The organism is Salinispora oceanensis (assembly GCF_000383575.1).
Classification (GTDB): Bacteria; Actinomycetota; Actinomycetes; order Mycobacteriales; family Micromonosporaceae; genus Micromonospora; species Micromonospora oceanensis.
Window position 1 is genome coordinate 2,937,828 of sequence record NZ_KB911579.1, and the last position, 15,235, is coordinate 2,953,062.

Annotated in this window: 10 protein-coding genes and 1 pseudogene; 2 read left to right on the forward strand and 9 right to left on the reverse strand. The window is 71.8% G+C overall.

Going from position 1 to position 15,235, the window contains the following annotated elements; all coding sequences use genetic code 11:
• Positions 1–142: 142 nt before the first annotated feature.
• The 7 genes and pseudogenes from cydC to deoC all read right to left on the reverse strand — a co-directional run bounded on the left by cydC (position 143) and on the right by deoC (position 8,399).
• A complete protein-coding gene (cydC, locus tag SALPAC4_RS0113790) occupies positions 143–1,978 on the reverse strand; it encodes a thiol reductant ABC exporter subunit CydC (RefSeq protein WP_019870822.1) in 1,836 nt (611 codons plus the stop codon).
• Positions 1,978–3,651 carry a thiol reductant ABC exporter subunit CydD gene (cydD, locus tag SALPAC4_RS0113795; protein WP_027644507.1) on the reverse strand — a complete coding sequence of 558 codons (1,674 nt, stop codon included), beginning with the start codon at positions 3,649–3,651 and terminating at the stop codon, positions 1,978–1,980. The genes cydC and cydD overlap by 1 nt, the downstream gene beginning before the upstream one ends.
• A gap of 97 nt (positions 3,652–3,748) precedes the next feature.
• On the reverse strand, positions 3,749–4,654 hold the full coding sequence (locus tag SALPAC4_RS0113800) for a M56 family metallopeptidase (protein ID WP_019870824.1): 906 nt from the start codon (positions 4,652–4,654) through the stop codon (positions 3,749–3,751).
• Positions 4,655–4,664: 10 nt separating this feature from the next.
• Positions 4,665–5,089, reverse strand: a pseudogene (locus SALPAC4_RS25335) (BlaI/MecI/CopY family transcriptional regulator).
• Between the two features lie 31 nt (positions 5,090–5,120).
• Positions 5,121–5,960 carry an aldehyde dehydrogenase family protein gene (locus SALPAC4_RS0113810; RefSeq protein ID WP_020113503.1) on the reverse strand — a complete coding sequence of 280 codons (840 nt, stop codon included), beginning with the start codon at positions 5,958–5,960 and terminating at the stop codon, positions 5,121–5,123.
• Complete coding sequence (locus tag SALPAC4_RS0113815; RefSeq protein WP_019870827.1) at positions 5,953–7,383, reverse strand: aldehyde dehydrogenase family protein; 1,431 nt, start codon at positions 7,381–7,383, stop codon at positions 5,953–5,955. The genes SALPAC4_RS0113810 and SALPAC4_RS0113815 overlap by 8 nt, the downstream gene beginning before the upstream one ends.
• 5 nt (positions 7,384–7,388) lie before the next feature.
• On the reverse strand, positions 7,389–8,399 hold the full coding sequence (gene deoC, locus SALPAC4_RS0113820) for a deoxyribose-phosphate aldolase (RefSeq protein ID WP_027644508.1): 1,011 nt from the start codon (positions 8,397–8,399) through the stop codon (positions 7,389–7,391).
• A gap of 122 nt (positions 8,400–8,521) precedes the next feature.
• Between deoC and upp the strand changes: the two genes are divergently transcribed.
• Positions 8,522–9,154: a uracil phosphoribosyltransferase gene (gene upp / locus SALPAC4_RS0113825; RefSeq protein WP_019870829.1), complete on the forward strand. Its 633-nt coding sequence runs from the start codon at positions 8,522–8,524 to the stop codon at positions 9,152–9,154.
• A 322-nt stretch (positions 9,155–9,476) separates the two neighbouring features.
• Here the strand turns inward: upp and SALPAC4_RS0113830 are convergent, their stop codons facing one another.
• Both SALPAC4_RS0113830 and SALPAC4_RS0113835 read right to left on the reverse strand, forming a co-directional pair.
• Positions 9,477–11,168: a phospho-sugar mutase gene (locus SALPAC4_RS0113830; protein WP_019870830.1), complete on the reverse strand. Its 1,692-nt coding sequence runs from the start codon at positions 11,166–11,168 to the stop codon at positions 9,477–9,479.
• A gap of 47 nt (positions 11,169–11,215) precedes the next feature.
• Positions 11,216–13,219 carry a serine/threonine-protein kinase gene (locus SALPAC4_RS0113835; protein ID WP_027644509.1) on the reverse strand — a complete coding sequence of 668 codons (2,004 nt, stop codon included), beginning with the start codon at positions 13,217–13,219 and terminating at the stop codon, positions 11,216–11,218.
• 203 nt (positions 13,220–13,422) lie between these two features.
• Between SALPAC4_RS0113835 and SALPAC4_RS0113840 the strand changes: the two genes are divergently transcribed.
• Positions 13,423–15,006 carry an acyl-CoA mutase large subunit family protein gene (locus SALPAC4_RS0113840; protein ID WP_019870832.1) on the forward strand — a complete coding sequence of 528 codons (1,584 nt, stop codon included), beginning with the start codon at positions 13,423–13,425 and terminating at the stop codon, positions 15,004–15,006.
• Positions 15,007–15,235 lie beyond the last annotated feature (229 nt).

The following is a 15,235-nucleotide window of genomic DNA, read 5'->3' on the forward strand; positions in this document are numbered from 1 at the left end:
TACGCGCACATACCCTAGTGGGCGGCACCGGACTGTGGTGTCGGCACCCCGGCGGCGATCGGGAATTACAGACGTGCGAGCGGACCGAGACCAGCCTCCGGGTAGTGGCTGGCTGCACGGCAATCCGGAACCGCCGGCCCGGTCAGGGCAGCGGGCCGAGAGCGAGATAGCCGCGCTCGGCAGCCTCCTGGAGCTGCCACTGATCCCGGTACCAGCCGGGGGTGCCGACCAGGTCGGCGTGGCGGCCGCGTTGGACCACCCGACCAGATTCGAGCACCAGGATTTCGTCAACCGCGTCGAGGCCGCGTAGCCGGTGGCTGATCAGCAGGACGGAGCGCTGGGCCGGCGTGGCGGCCAGCACGGACGCCAGTACGTCGTCCGCCGCCACCGGATCTAGCCCCTCGGTCGGTTCGTCGAGCACCAGCACCGCCGGCGCGGCGAGGAGCGCCCGGGCCAGCGCGAGACGCTGCCGCTGGCCGCCGGAGAGCTGCCCGCCCTCTTCCCCCACCACCGTGTCCCAGCCGTCGGGCTGCTCCCGTACCCAACCTGCCAGCCCGGCGGTGCCGGTCGCCGTAGCGAGGTCCTCCTCGGTCGCCCCGGGGCGACCGAGCAGCAGATTCTCCCGGACCGTGGCGTGGAAGACGTACGCCTCGGCGAGCAGGCCCCCGACGAAGCGGGGCAGGAGTTCCGGCGGGTAGGTGGAGAGCTCCTGTCCGTCCAGGACGATCTGTCCGGTGGTCGGCCGTACGCTGCCGGTCAGAACGGCGGCGAGCGTGCTCTTGCCGGCGCCGCTCGGCCCCACCACGGCGACCCGTCGGCCGGGGGGTAGGTCCAGGCGGAACCGGTCGAGGGCGGGTGGCCCCTCGCTGCGGTAGCGGACGGTGACGTCGCTGAACCGGATCTCCGCGGCGGTGGGGGCGGGGTCTGCCGACGGGGTGGCCGCGGATACTGCCGGCGCCTCCCGCAGCAGCGCGGCGACCCGGGTGAGGCCGGTACGGAGGCCGGTCCACTGCCGGGCGGCGCCGACGAGGGCGAGCGCGACCTCAACGGCGACCAGCGTGCCGACGGCGAGGACGCCGACCAGTACCCCCGTTACGCCGTCGGCCAGGGCCACCAGCAGCACCGCCCCGGCGGACAGCCCGGCCACCAGAACCCCCAGCGCGTCCACCGCGAAGCCGGTCGCGGCCAGCCGCCGCTCGATTCGGGCCAGCCGCCGGATCCGGCCGGTCGCCGCGCCCCGGGCCCGATCGGTGGCCCCGAAGGCGGCGAGGTCGGCAGCGCCGTGGGTCAGGTCAACGGCGTCGGTGGTCAGAGCGCCGCGGAGTGGCGCCAGCTCGGCGGCGGCCCGCCGGGTCAGCGCGGTGGCCAGCACCGGCAGCGCGACCCCCGCAAGCAGTAGTCCAACCGCGAGCGTGCCGGCGGCGGCCGGTGAGACGAACGCGGTCGCGGCGACGGCCACGACGCCTACCAGCCCCGCTGCCGTTGCCGGAACGAGGACCCGTAGGAGCAGGTCCTGGACGGCTTCGACATCGGAGACCAGCCGGCTCAGGGCATCGCCGGAGCGCTGCCCGGCGCTGTCCCGCCGGGACGCCAGGGCGGCGAAGACGCGGGTCCGGACATCGGTGACCAGCCGCAGCACCGCGTCGTGCCCGGCCAGGCGCTCGGTGTAGCGGAGCACGCCCCGCCCGATGGCGAGCGCACGGACAGCGACGATCGCTACCGTCAGCCGGTCCAGCGGCGGGCGGCCGGCGGCGCTCATCAGCAGCCACGTCGCGGTGGACATCAGGGCCAGCGCGGCGAACTCGGTGGCGGCGGCGAGCAGTCCCGCCCCGAGCAGCCGGTTGAGGTAGGGGCGGGCCAGCCGCAGCACCACCCACTCCGGTGCGCCGGCAGGTCCGGTGGACCGCGGAGCCGCGTCGCCCGCGGCGGCGTCGGCCGGGAGAGTACCGGGGTTGCCGGTCGGGTCGGAGACACTCATCAGGTCGTCCTCCCGGCGGGGGTCGGGGTGAGCTCGGTAACCCGCCCGTCGGCGACCCGCAGCACGCGGTCCGCGTCGGCCAGCAGCGCGGGACGGTGGGCCACCAGCAGCGCGGTACGGCCAGCCACCAGCGCCCGGGTGGCCTTGAGGACAGCGGACTCGCTCTCGGAGTCCAGGCGGGCGGTCGGCTCGTCAAGGAGCACCACCGGGGCGTCCCGGAGGAAGGCACGGGCTAACGCGACCCGTTGTCGTTGACCGCTGGAGAGGCCGTGCCCCCGCTCACCGAGGCGGGTGGCCAGCCCGTCGGGGAGCGCGGCGACGACATCGGTCAGCGCTGCGTCGCGTACGGCGTCGGCCAGCGCGGCGTCGGGCGTGTCGGGGGAGCCGAGACGGATGTTGTCTGCCAGCGAGGCGGCGAAGAGGTGGGCCCGCTGCGGGACCCAGGCGATACGGCGGCGCCAGGCGTCCAGGTCGGCCTGGGTCAGGTCGACACCGTCCACGGTGACCCGGCCGGAGGTGGGCCGAACAAATCCGAGCAGCAGATTCAGCAGGGTGCTCTTGCCGGCACCGCTCGGCCCGACCACCGCGATCCGCTCGCCAGGTCGGATGGTCAGCGTGACATCACGTAGCGCTGTGGTCCGGTCGTAGGCGACGGTGACACCCTCGAACCGGATCACGCCCCGGCCGTTCGGCTGGGCCGGGCCCGCCCCGGTGCCGGCGTCGGGTGCCCCGGCGGAGAGGGTGAGCGCCTCGTCCAGCGCGGTGAGTCCCTCCATGCTGGCGTGGAAGCGGCTGCCGGCGGTCCGTAGCGGCAGGTACGCCTCGGGGGTGAGGAGCAGCACCAGCAGTGCGGTCTGCAGGGTCAGCCCGCCGCCGAGTAGCCGGACTCCGACCGGCACCGCGACCAGCGCGACGGAGAGGGTGGCGACCAGCTCCAGCACCAGCGCGGAGAGGAACGCGATGCGCAGCGTCCGCATGGTCGCCACCCGGTGCCCGTCGGCCATCCGGCGGACCACCTCGGTCTGCGCCCGGGCCCGACCGAACGTCCGCAGCGTCGGGAGCCCGGCGATCATGTCCAGGAAGTGTCCGCCCAGCAGCGCCAGCCGCCGCCACTGACGTTCCGTCGCCGCCTGCGCCTGCCAGCCGAGCAGCGCGCCGAAGATCGGGATGAGGGGGAGGGTGACCGCGATGATGAGGGCGGAGCTCCAGTCGGCGACGAAGATCCGGGCGAGTACGGCGATCGGCACGGTGACGCTGAGTACGAGCTGCGGCAGGTACCCGGTGAAGTAGGCGTCCAGCGCGTCCAGCCCGCGTCCGGCCAGCGTCGCCAACTGCCCCGCCCGCTGCCCGGCGACCCAGGTCGGGCCGTGCCGACCGACCGCGGCGAGCAGCTCGGCGCGTAGCGCTGCCTTGACCGTCGCGGCGACCCGGGCCGACACCGTTCCCTGCGCCCACACCAGCAGCGACCGGGCGCTGATCGCGGCGACGAAGCCGGCCAACGCGGGCCGGTTGAGCCGTCCGTCGAACGCGGTGGCGAGCAGTGCGGCGAGCGCGGTCGCCTGCGCCAGCACCAGGCCCGCGGCGAGTACGCCGAGCAGCGCGAGCACGGCGAGGTCGCGCCGGGCCGCGGGGATCCGTCGCAGCAGGCGCGGATCGAAGGGACGACGGTTCACCGCGGTCCCGGTGCTCTGTCGTTGGTCTGCCCGCGGAACTCCCACCAGCACATTTCGCAGAGCCTAGTCGGGTCCGACTCGGGTGGTGCCGTTGCCATCAACTCAGGAACAGTGAGATCGGCAGGGCGACCAGCGTGGCCGTCACCGTCAGCGCGGTGGCGGCCAGCAGCCGGGGCGGGCGCCCCGACTCCAGTAACCGGTGGACCCGGAGCTCGAGATCGTCGTTGCCGATGCCCAGGGTGCCGGCCGGAGTCAGCCGGTCACCAGCGGCGGCGAACCGGCGCAGCGCGCCCGCCAGGGGTGCCTCGGCGTGCCGCTCCCGGGCCTTGTCATCGGCGCGCATCTCGACGAGCAGGGCGACTCGCTCGTGTGCGTCCCGTACCCAGCGAAGCCAGGGCAGCACCCGGCGGAGCGCGGTGAACGGCAACAGGACGAGATCGTGTCGTTCCTGGGCGTGGGCCCGCTCGTGGGTGAGCACGGCCGCCAGTTCGGCCTGGTCCAGCAGGTCGAGGGTGCCGGCGCTGACGACGACCCGAGGCCGTACTCCGGGTAGGCAGTACGCGGCCGCACTCGGATGGTCGAGCACCAGGGCACCGGGCACCGTCGGATCCTGCCGGGCGACCAGCGTGAGTAGATCCCGGTGGCGGCGTTGGGCCCGCACGGCGCTGTGCAGGCTGCGGAGGGTGGTGGTGAACAGCACCACGCCGATACCGCAGCCGAGACCGACGAGCCCGAGCTGAAGCGCGGTCACCCCGGCCGGCCAGGCGCCGCGCCGCAGCTCCCCGGCGAGGGCCCAGAGGGCGCTGCCGGTCGGCAGGTCGTAGGCGGCCAGGCCGAGGGCCATCGGGAGACCCATCGCCGCCAGGCCAACCGCCAGGCCGACCGCCTGCCAGCAGAGAATGGCCACCCGCGGGCTGCGCCAGGTCCAGGTCGAGCGGGCCAACACCTGCGCGGTGAGCCAGCAGGCCAGCACCGTGAGCCCGAAGTGCAGCGCGTACGTCATTCGGGCCGCCCTAGTGCTCCGGCGCCTTGGCAGCCGGTGTGACCGGGCCGGTCGGGGTGGTGCGGGCCGTCGGTGTGACCGGGCCCGATGGTGTGACCGGGCCCGTCGGTGTGGCGGGGCTGGCCGGTGCGCTGGGCTCGCCCGTCGCGCTCAACGCGGCGCGCAGCACCTCCGCCTCGGTGCCGGTCACCGACCGGGCGAAGCGCACCAGGGCGGCGTCTCGGCTACCGCCGAGGTCCAGCGCGTCGAGCATGAGTTGGGCGATGTGCGCCTCTCGGCTCGCGGCTCCAGCACGGTCAGCACCGTGGTGTAGGCCAGCTCTCGCCCGGCGAGGGCGTCCACGACCTCCCGCACCATGAGCCCGTCTGACCTGCTGGGGAGTAGGTCCCACAGCACATCCATCACTGCGCGTTCGAGCTCGCCGAGCCGGGTCACCCGGTAATCCTACCCTGCGTAGTAGTGTCCGCTACCCGCCCTTGGGGTGCCAGACCGTCTTCGTCTCCAGCAGTGCCGTCATCCGGGCCAGGCCGGGGTCGGCGTACCAGTCGTGGTTGGCCGGGACCGGGCGTAGCACCCGCTTGAGGTTCTCCGCCGCCTTGACCTCCAGACTCGTCGCCAGCTCGGCGTCGGCCACGCCCGTCAGGTCGAGGGCGTTGACATCCCGGTGACCCGCCAGCGACGGGACCGTCTCCTGGGGCCGACCGGTCAGGATGTTGACCACCCCGGCGGGCAGGTCGGCGGTGGCCAGCACCTCGGCCAGGGTCACCGCGGCGAGGGGGTCGGTGGGCGAGGCCGCCACGACCACCGTGTTTCCGCTCACGATCGCCGGGGCGATCACACTTACCAGGCCGAGTAGCGCTGGCGCCGCGGGGGCCACCACGGCCACCACGCCGGTCGGCTCCGGCGTCGACAGGTTGAGGTACGGGCCAGCGACCGGGTTCACGCCGCCCCGCACCTGAGGCAGCTTGTCGGACCAGCCGGCGTACCAGACCCAACGGTCGGTCGCGGCGTCCACCTCGTCGCCAGGGATGCCCAGGGCCACGAACTGCTCGCGCCGGCCTTCCAACATCTCGGCGGCGCGGTAGAGGATCTGACCCCGGTTGTACGCGGTCGCGCCGGCCCACCCCGAACCGGCGGCCCGGGCCGCCACGACCGCGTCCCGGGCGTCCTTGCGCGAGGCGAGCGCCACGTTGGCAGTGCTGTTCTCACCTGACTGCACGAGATACGACCGTCCCGACTCGCTGCGCGGGACCTCCCCGCCGATGTAGAGCTTGTACGTCTTTCGTACCGCGACCCGCTCAGACATTCAGGTACGCCTCCAGCCCGTGCCGGCCGCCCTCGCGACCGTAGCCCGACTCCTGGTAACCGCCGAACGGCGAGGTGGGGTCGAATTTGTTGAAGGTGTTGGCCCAGACCACGCCGGCGCGAAGCCGGTCGGCCAGCCACAGCATCCGGGAGCCCTTCTCCGTCCACACGCCGGCCGAGAGCCCGTACGGAGTGTTGTTGGCCTTCTCGACAGCCTCCGCGGGGGTGCGGAAGGTCAACACGGACAGCACCGGGCCGAAGATCTCCTCGCGGGCGATCCGGTGGGCCTGGGCGACACCGGTGAAGATGGTGGGCGCGAACCAGAAGCCACGCTCGGGAAGCTCGCCCGGGGGAGACCAGCGTTGCGCCCCCTCGGCGGTGCCGGCGGCGGCGAGCTCGCTGATCCGGGCCAACTGCGCCGCCGAGTTGATCGCCCCGATGTCGGTGTTCTTGTCCAGCGGGTCACCGACGCGCAGCTGGGCCATCCGCCGTTTGAGCGACGCCAGCACCTGATCGGCGACCGACTCCTGCAGCAGCAGGCGGGAGCCGGCGCAGCAGACGTGCCCCTGGTTGAAGAAGATGCCGTTGACGATGCCCTCAACCGCCTGGTCCACCGGGGCGTCGTCGAAGACGATGTTGGCGGCCTTACCGCCCAGCTCCAGGGTGAGCCTCGTGTCGGTGCCGGCGACGGCGCGGGCGATCGCCTTGCCCACCTCGGTGGAGCCGGTGAAGGCGACCTTGTCCACGTCGTGGTGCTCGACCAGGGCCCGGCCGGTCTCACCCGCGCCGGTGACGATGTTCACCACTCCGGCGGGGAGGTCGGCCTGTTGGCAGATCTCGGCGAAGAGCAGCGCGGTTAGCGAGGTTGTCTCCGCGGGTTTGAGTACCACGGTGTTTCCGGTGGCCAGCGCCGGAGCGATCTTCCACGCCAGCATGAGCAGGGGGAAGTTCCACGGGATGATCTGCGCGGCCACCCCGAGCGGCCGCGGGCCGGGCCCGAACCCCGCGTGGTCGAGCTTGTCCGCCCAGCCGGCGTAGTAGAAGAAGTGGGCGGCGACCAGCGGAAGGTCAACGTCCCGGGACTCCCTGATCGGTTTGCCGTTGTCCAGTGACTCCAGCACCGCCAACTCGCGGGACCGCTCCTGGATGAGGCGGGCGATCCGGAACAGGTACTTGGCCCGGTCTCGGCCCGGCATCGGACCCCAAACCCGGTCGTACGCGGTTCGCGCGGCGCGAACCGCGCGGTCGACGTCGCCGACGCCGCCCGCGGCGACTTCGGCGAGGACCTCCTCGGAGGCGGGGTTGATCGACGTGAAGCTGTCGCCGTCGGTCGGATCAACGAACTCGCCGTTGACGAAGAGCCCGTACGCGGGCTGGAGCCGTACCACCGAGCGTGACTCGGGGGCGGGGGCGTATTCGAACATCGCGCTCAGTCCCGGGTGAAGTAGTCGGGACCGGCGTAGTCGCCGGTCGTCAGCTTGGTGCGCTGCATCAGCAGGTCGTTCAGGAGGCTGGAGGCGCCGAACCGGAACCAGTCCGGGTCCAGCCAGTCCGTGCCGACCGTCTCGTTGACCAGCACGAGGTACTTGATGGCGTCTTTGGTGGTCTTGATGCCGCCGGCCGGCTTCACGCCGACCTGCCGTCCGGTCGCGGCACGGAAGTCCCGGACTGCTTCCAGCATCACCAGCGTCACCGGCGGGGTGGCTGCCGCCGGGAGCTTGCCGGTGGAGGTCTTGATGAAGTCGGCGCCGGCCAGCATGGCGAGCCAGGACGCGCGGCGGACGTTGTCGTAGGTGGCGAGCTCCCCGGTTTCCAGGATCACCTTGAGGTGGGCCGGTCCGCAGGCTTCCCGGATGGCCACGATCTCGTCGTAGACCTCCTGGTAACGGCCGGTCAGGAAGGCGCCCCGGTTGATCACCATGTCGATCTCGTCGGCGCCGGCCGCGACCGCTGCCCGGGTGTCGGCGAGTTTGACCTCCAGTGGCGCCTGGCCGGAGGGGAAGGCGGTCGCCACGCTGGCCAGGTGTACCACGCGGGCCCCGGCTGATACTGCTTCGACGCCGGCCGGTCCTGCCTCGCCGGCGGGCCCACGTAGTACCTCGGCCACGTACGGGACCATCGACGGGTAGACGCAGACGGCGCCGACGTGCGGACAGGACGGGTCGGCGGGGTCGGGGCGCAGGGCCTTGGCGGCGAGTGCCCGAACCTTGCCGGGGGTGTCGGCCCCCTCCAGGGTGGTCAGGTCGACCATCCGGATTGCCAGGTCGATCGCCCAGGCCTTCGCCGTGGCCTTGATCGAACGGGTGCTGAGCTGCGCCGCCCGCTGCTGGGCACCGACCTGGTCCACGCCCGGCAGGCCGTGGAGGAACGCCCGGAGGGCGGTCTCGGATCGTCCCAGCTCGGTGAGGTCCGACCGGGCCGACATCGCTGTCGCCGTCATGACCTGGAGTCTACGCCGGAGCTCCAGGCTGTGATCTTGGTCATGGCGACGGTACGCGCCCGCGCCGCCGGTCCGGCCACACCCGGGGTGCCCAGGTCCGTGGGCGGGTAGGTTGAGCGACCGTGGAAGTACACGTCATTGACCACCCGCTCGCCCAGGCGCGGCTGACCGCGATGCGCGACGCCCGGACCGACTCGGCCTCGTTCCGCGCCGCGCTGCACGAACTCACCACCATGCTGGTGTACGAGGCGGCCCGCTCCTTCCCCGTCGAGCGCTACCCGGTGCAAACCCCGGTCACCGGCACTCAGGGCACCCGACTCGCCAATCCACCGCTGCTGGTGCCGGTGCTGCGGGCCGGTCTCGGCATGGCCGACGCCGCGCTGGGCCTATTGCCGGAGTCGTCGATGGGCTTCGTCGGCCTGGCGCGGGACGAGGAGACCTTCGAGCCCCGCGCGTACATGGAGTCGCTCCCGCCCGACCTCGCCGGACTGCCGGTGCTGGTGCTCGACCCGATGCTCGCCACCGGTGGCTCGTTGGAGCACTGTTGCCGGCTGCTCGCCGATCGGGGGTGTTCCGAGATCACTGTGCTCTGCGTGCTCGCCGCGCCGGTCGGAATTGACCGGTTGAACCGCTCCGGCCTGCCCCTGCGTCTGGTGACGGCCGCAATCGATGAGGGCCTCAACGACCGTCGGTTCATCGTTCCCGGCCTGGGCGACGCCGGTGACCGGCAGTTCGGCGGTATGCCCCGCTTCTGACTGACTGTTCCGCGGTCGGTGTTGCGGCTGTCGGGTTGCTTGGCATGGTGCGGTGTTGCTGCTGTCCGGCTGCTTGGCATGGTCCGGTATCGCTGCTGTCGAACTGCCCCGCGCGTGCGTCCATCGTTGGTGCGGGGCAGTCCGCTGCTGCTGAGGGGCCGGCATCGGGCCGCGGCGCCCCGTTTGTGCGGGCAGCTCGACAGCGTGGATCCGGAGTATGCGGATCGGTCGACCGCCCGCTGCACGCTCGGTCGACCGCCCGCTGCACGCTCGGTCGACCGCCCCGGCAACCGCGGCGGTGCTGCTCCGGAACGGACCCGCCCTACACGCCCAAACTGGCGGCGATTTCGGCGCGCAACTCGGTGACGGCAGCGGCGGCGCGGCGGCGGGCCGCCGCGATGTCACCCGCCACGACCGGCTGCACCACCTCCAGGTACGCCTTGAGCTTCGGTTCGGTGCCGGACGGTCGGATCACCACCCGGGCGGTGGCGCCGCGCAGGATCACCACGTCGGCCTCTGGGAGCAGGTCTCGGGATTCGATGATCGGTTCTCCGAGCAGCGTGTTCGGGGTCGCGGCGCGGATCCGGGTCATCGCGTCTGTGATCACCTGTAGGTCGTCCACCCGCACCGATAGCTGGTCGGTGTGGTGCACGCCGAACTCGGCCGCCAACTCGTCCAGCCGGTCGGCGAGGCCACGGCCCTCCGCCTTGAGTCCAGCGGCGAGCTCGGCGATGGCCAGCGCTGCGGTGATGCCGTCCTTGTCCCGAACATGGTCGGGGGCGACGCAGTAGCCCAGCGCCTCCTCGTAGCCGAAGACCAGCGGGGAGGACCCCCCACCGGCCCGGACAATCCACTTAAATCCGGTAAGGGTCTCGTCATAGGGCAGGTCGCGGGCGGTGCACATGGCGCGTAGCAGCGCCGACGACACGATGGTGGTCGCGTAGAGGCCGGCTCGGCCGCGTCGCATCAGATGGTCGGCGAGGAGCGCCCCCACCTCGTCACCGCGGAGCATTCGCCACCGCGTGGCGTCTCGGTCCGCCGCGGAGTCGGCCGACTCCCGGATCACCACCGCGCAGCGGTCCGCGTCCGGGTCGTTGGCGATCGCGAGGTCCGCGCCGGTCGCGTCGGCCAGGGCGGTGAGCCGGTCAACGGCACCGGGCTCCTCCGGGTTGGGGAAGGCGACCGTCGGGAACTTCGGGTCCGGCTCAGCCTGGTCCGCCACGAGCTGTGGGGTGGGGAAACCGGCCTGGGTGAACGCCATCGTGAGCACCGCTGCGCCGACTCCGTGCAACGGTGTGTACGCCACCTTCAAGTCGCGTGGCCCGCCCGGTGCGATCACCGCGACGGCCTGCTGCACGTACGACTCCACCAGGGTGTCGTCGAGGGGCTGTCCCGGTGGGCCCAGCGGTACGGCAGCCAGCGGGCCGACCGCGCGGATGGCGGACTCGATCTCGGCGTCCGCCGGCGGCACGATCTGCGCTCCTGCGCCCAGTTCACCACCGAGCTGGGCGCCCAAGTAGACCTTGTAGCCGTTGTCCTGGGGCGGGTTGTGGCTGGCCGTCACCATCACTCCGGCGACCGCCTCGTGCTGGCGCACCGCATGGGCCAGCACCGGCGTTGGCAGCGGGCGGGGGAGCAGCAGGGCCGGGCGACCGGCGCCGGTGGCGACCTGCGCGGTCCGTTCCGCGAAGGCACGGGAGCCGGTCCGGGCGTCGTACCCGATCACCAGCGGACCGGCGCCGCCTTTCGCGGTCAGCCAGGCGACCAGCCCGGCGGCGGCCTGCGTGACCACCGCGAGATTCATTCCGTTCGGGCCGGCGCGCAACGGGCCGCGTAGGCCCGCGGTGCCGAAGGTCAGCGGGCCGGCGAAGCGGTCCGCCAGCTCCGGGGCGCTGGCCGGAAACCGGTCGAGCACCGCCTGTAGCTCGGCGCGGCTGGCCGGGTCCGGATCGTCGTCGAGCCAACGTTGGGCCTGCTCACGAAGGTCATTGAGGTGGTGGTGATCCGCCGACATGCCTCTTGATAGCACGTCGGCGGATCACCGCGTCGGCTCGCCCAGGCTCAGCTGGCCGCGGTCAGCTGGAAAGATTTGACCATCTCGTCAAAGATCGGTCGACTCTCCTCGAACCGGGCGTCGGTGGCGGTGAGGTAGAACGAGTACGACTGGCCCTCGTGGGCGACGCCACGCCAGATGCCGTGCCGCATCTCCGCACCCTCGCCACAGGTGTATTCGAACTCGGCCGCCGGCTTGCCGGCCAGCTCCGTCTCGACGTCCATGGCGATCTGACGGTACGGCTTCACACAGGAGGTGGAGCGGGTTTGCAGCCCCTCCTCGGCGACCTCTGCCCAGCGTGCTGAGGTGTTGGTCCACTTCTCGGTGATGACGCGGACCCGGCGGCCCTTGTCCTCCGGGTCGACGTAGTCGGTGTACAGCCCGCCGACCTTCTCTTCCCAACCCTTCGGCACCAGGACCCGTACCCCCCGCGCCGAGTGCTCCACCAGTTCGGGAAGTTCGACGTCCGGAGCGGTCGACGTCGGGGCCGCCTGTGGGGCCACCGGGGCCTCCGAGTCGTCTCCGCCGGTGAGGGCGAGGACGCCGACGAGGAGCACCACGGCCAGCCCGCCCGCGGCGGCGAGTTGGACCTTGCCCGGCCAGCCCTTCACCCGGCGAACGAGTTGGTCGCCGGTGGCCCGCGCCCGGCCGGCGAGACCGCCGGCTGGTGCTGGTGTCGGCGACTGCGGTGTGCTGGTCCACGCCTGGCCGGTACCCGGAACCGACCACTGGGCGCCGCCCGCGGTGGGAGCGGCCGGGCCCGGGTAGCCGCCGATGCGCTGGGTGGCATCCCTACCGATGCGCTGGGTGGCATCGCCGCCGTAGGTGCGGCTCGGTGCCGGCATCGCCCCGGTCGGTGTGTTTAACGGACCGGCGAGCGCGTCGGCGCTGGTGTCCTCCAGGATGGCGGGGTCGGCCCGGGACTCCACCGCGGGACGCTCACCCCGGCGCAGCGCGGCCAGTCGGTCGGTGAGTGATTCGCCGGCCGCGAGCATCGCTCGCCCACCGATCGCGCCGCTCGGCTTCGGCTGGGCTGGTGGGGCCGGCTGGGCCGGCTGCGGGATCGCGGCTGGTAGCTGCTGGACCGGCACCACCGAGTACGGGTCAGTTACCGAGTGCACCGCAGCCGCGTTGCTGGTCAGCGGGCCGGCGAGCAACTCGCGAAGCATGGCTCGGGCGGTGTGCACCGGCAGCCGGCGGTCTGGGTCCTTCTCCAACAGCCCCATCAGCACCGGCACCAGCGGGCCACTGCGCTGGGGCGGGGCCGGCGGGTCTTCAACGACCGCATGCATCGTCTCGATCGGATCACCCCGGTCGAAGGGCGGGCGTCCCTCAACGGCCGTGTAGAGGGTCACCCCGAGGGAGAACAGGTCGCTGGGCGGCCCGAAATCCTGGCCCATCGCCCGCTCGGGGGAGATGAAGTGTGGCGAGCCGAGCACCATGCCGGGCGTGGTGAGTTGCACGTCGGTGGGCATCCGGGCCACCCCGAAGTCCGTCAGCACGCACCGGCCGTCCGAACAGATCAGGACGTTGGCCGGCTTGACATCACGATGCAGTACGCCGATCGCGTGCGCCACCTCCAGCGCGCCGAGCAGCGAGACACCGATCTTGGCTACCACCCGCTGGGCTAACGGTCCGTCTTCGATCACCATGTCCGCGAGGCTGCGGGAGTCGAGTAGCTCCATCACGATCCACGGCCGGCCACCCTCGGTGACCACGTCGTAAACCTGGACGACGGCGGGGTGTTGGATCGCTGCTGCGGCACGGGCCTCGCGCAGGGTGCGTTCGTACATGGCGTCGCGGTCTGAGGGGGCCAGCCCCTGGGGTAGGACGACCTCCTTGACGGCCACGTCTCGGCGCAGGAGCGTGTCTGCGGCACGCCAGACCGTGCCCATGCCGCCGTTGCCCACTGTCGAGCGCAATGAATAGCGCCCGCCGATGATGGTGTTGGGTGTTGCGCGGTCGCTGGGAGGACTGACAGGTCCGCCGCTCCACGTCGGGATCTGAGTCACTGAAGAGCCACCGGGGATTTCGAGGGGGGCTGGGACACAACCCCCCTATCTTGCTGGGTCGGACGCCCGTTGCGAAAGCCGACGCGGCGGACATCCGGCAAAGTCCACGATGCGTGTCCGACCGGGCACGGCGGGTTGGCCGGGTGAGCGCGTGTGCCCAATCCCTCATCCGGTGCCGGAGCAGGTCGTCTTACCATCCGGTAATGAGCGAACGGCGGTCAAGCGAGTCCGGTTTCCCGATTCAGGGCGTCTACACGGCGGCCGACCTCCCGGAGGACCTGGACTCCCGGCTGGGCAACCCGGGGGAGTACCCGTACACCCGCGGGGTCTATCCCACCATGTACACGGCGCGCCCCTGGACGATGCGCCAGTATGCCGGTTTCGGTACCGCTGCGGAGTCCAACGCGCGCTACCACCAGCTGCTACGGGCGGGCACGATGGGGCTCTCCGTCGCCTTTGACCTGCCCACCCAGATGGGGTACGACTCGGACGAGTCGATCGCGCACGGTGAGGTCGGCAAGGTCGGTGTCGCCATTGACTCCATCGAGGATATGCGGGTGCTCTTCGACGGCATCCCGCTGGACAAGGTCTCCACGTCGATGACGATCAACGCGCCGGGTTCGGTGCTGCTCCTGCTCTACCAGTTGGTTGCCGAGGAGAACGGCGTGCCCGGGGCGGCGTTGAACGGCACGATCCAGAACGACATCCTCAAGGAGTACATCGCCCGCGGGACGTACATCTTCCCGCCGAAGCCCTCGCTGCGCCTGGTCGCGGACACCTTCGCCTACTGTCGCACCGAGGTGCCGAAGTGGAACACCATCTCCATCTCCGGTTACCACATGGCCGAGGCGGGCGCATCACCCGTTCAGGAGATCGCCTTCACCCTGGCCAACGGGGTCGAGTACGTGCGTGCGGCGATCGCCGCCGGGCTCGCAGTGGATGACTTCGCGCCGCGGCTGTCGTTCTTCTTCGTCGCCCGGACGACGCTGTTGGAGGAGGTGGCGAAGTTCCGTGCCGCCCGGCGAATCTGGGCGCGGCTGATGCGGGATGAGTTCGGGGCGAAGAATCCGAAGTCGATGATGCTCCGCTTCCACACCCAGACCGCCGGCGTGCAGCTCACCGCCCAGCAACCGGAGGTCAACCTGGTCCGGGTGGCGGTGCAGGGGCTCGGCGCCGTACTTGGCGGAACGCAGTCGCTGCACACCAACAGCTTCGACGAGGCGATCGCGTTGCCGACGGAGAAGGCCGCCCGGCTCGCGCTGCGGACGCAGCAGGTGCTCGCCTACGAGACGGACCTGACCGGCACCGTTGACCCATTCGCCGGCTCGTATGTGGTGGAGGCCATGACGGCCGAGATCGAGGCCGCGGCGGAGGGGCTGATGCAGCGGGTATTCGAGCACGGTTCGGCGGTTGAGGCGATCGAGGTCGGGTTCCAGAAGCGGGAGATCGAGCAGTCGGCGTACCAGATCGCGCAGCAGATCGACTCCGGCGAGCGGGTCGTGGTGGGCCTCAACCGGTTCGCGGTGGACGAGGAGGAGCCGTACGAGCCGCTGCGGGTGGACCCGGCGATCGAGGTCGCGCAGGCCGAGCGGCTGGCGAAGTTGCGGGCCGAGCGGGACTCCGGCGCGGTCGAGCGCGCTCGGGCGCAGTTGCGGGCCGCTGCCGAGGGGGGCGGTAACGTGCTCTACCCGATGAAGGAGGCACTGCGGGCCCGCGCCACGGTTGGCGAGGTCTGCGGCACGCTGCGTGAGGTCTGGGGGATGTACCGCCCCGCTGACCGTTTCTGACCCCGCCGCTCCCCGCGTCGCTGGCGCTCGCTGCCCGCTGCCCGCTGCCCGCTGCCCGCTGCCCGCTGCCCGCTGCCCGCTGCCCGCTGCCGGTGGCGGTGGCGGGTGGCGGTTTCGGTGCGTAGTGGGTGGCAACCGTGGGTAACCCGTTCGAGTGAGGTAAACGCACACGGTGTGTGGTCGGTTCCCGGGTGGACGTGTGACCGTCTGCGGGCCCGGTCGCGAGTGT

Excerpts from the sequence above, each read along its gene's own strand:
- cydC (WP_019870822.1), bottom strand. The coding sequence starts at position 1,978 with ATGAGTGTCTCCGACCCGACCGGCAACCCCGGTACTCTCCCGGCCGAC.
- SALPAC4_RS0113800 (WP_019870824.1), bottom strand. The coding sequence starts at position 4,654 with ATGACGTACGCGCTGCACTTCGGGCTCACGGTGCTGGCCTGCTGGCTC.
- SALPAC4_RS0113810 (WP_020113503.1), bottom strand. The coding sequence starts at position 5,960 with ATGTCTGAGCGGGTCGCGGTACGAAAGACGTACAAGCTCTACATCGGC.
- SALPAC4_RS0113815 (WP_019870827.1), bottom strand. The coding sequence starts at position 7,383 with ATGTTCGAATACGCCCCCGCCCCCGAGTCACGCTCGGTGGTACGGCTC.
- deoC (WP_027644508.1), bottom strand. The coding sequence starts at position 8,399 with ATGACGGCGACAGCGATGTCGGCCCGGTCGGACCTCACCGAGCTGGGA.
- SALPAC4_RS0113830 (WP_019870830.1), bottom strand. The coding sequence starts at position 11,168 with ATGTCGGCGGATCACCACCACCTCAATGACCTTCGTGAGCAGGCCCAA.
- SALPAC4_RS0113840 (WP_019870832.1), top strand. The coding sequence starts at position 13,423 with ATGAGCGAACGGCGGTCAAGCGAGTCCGGTTTCCCGATTCAGGGCGTC.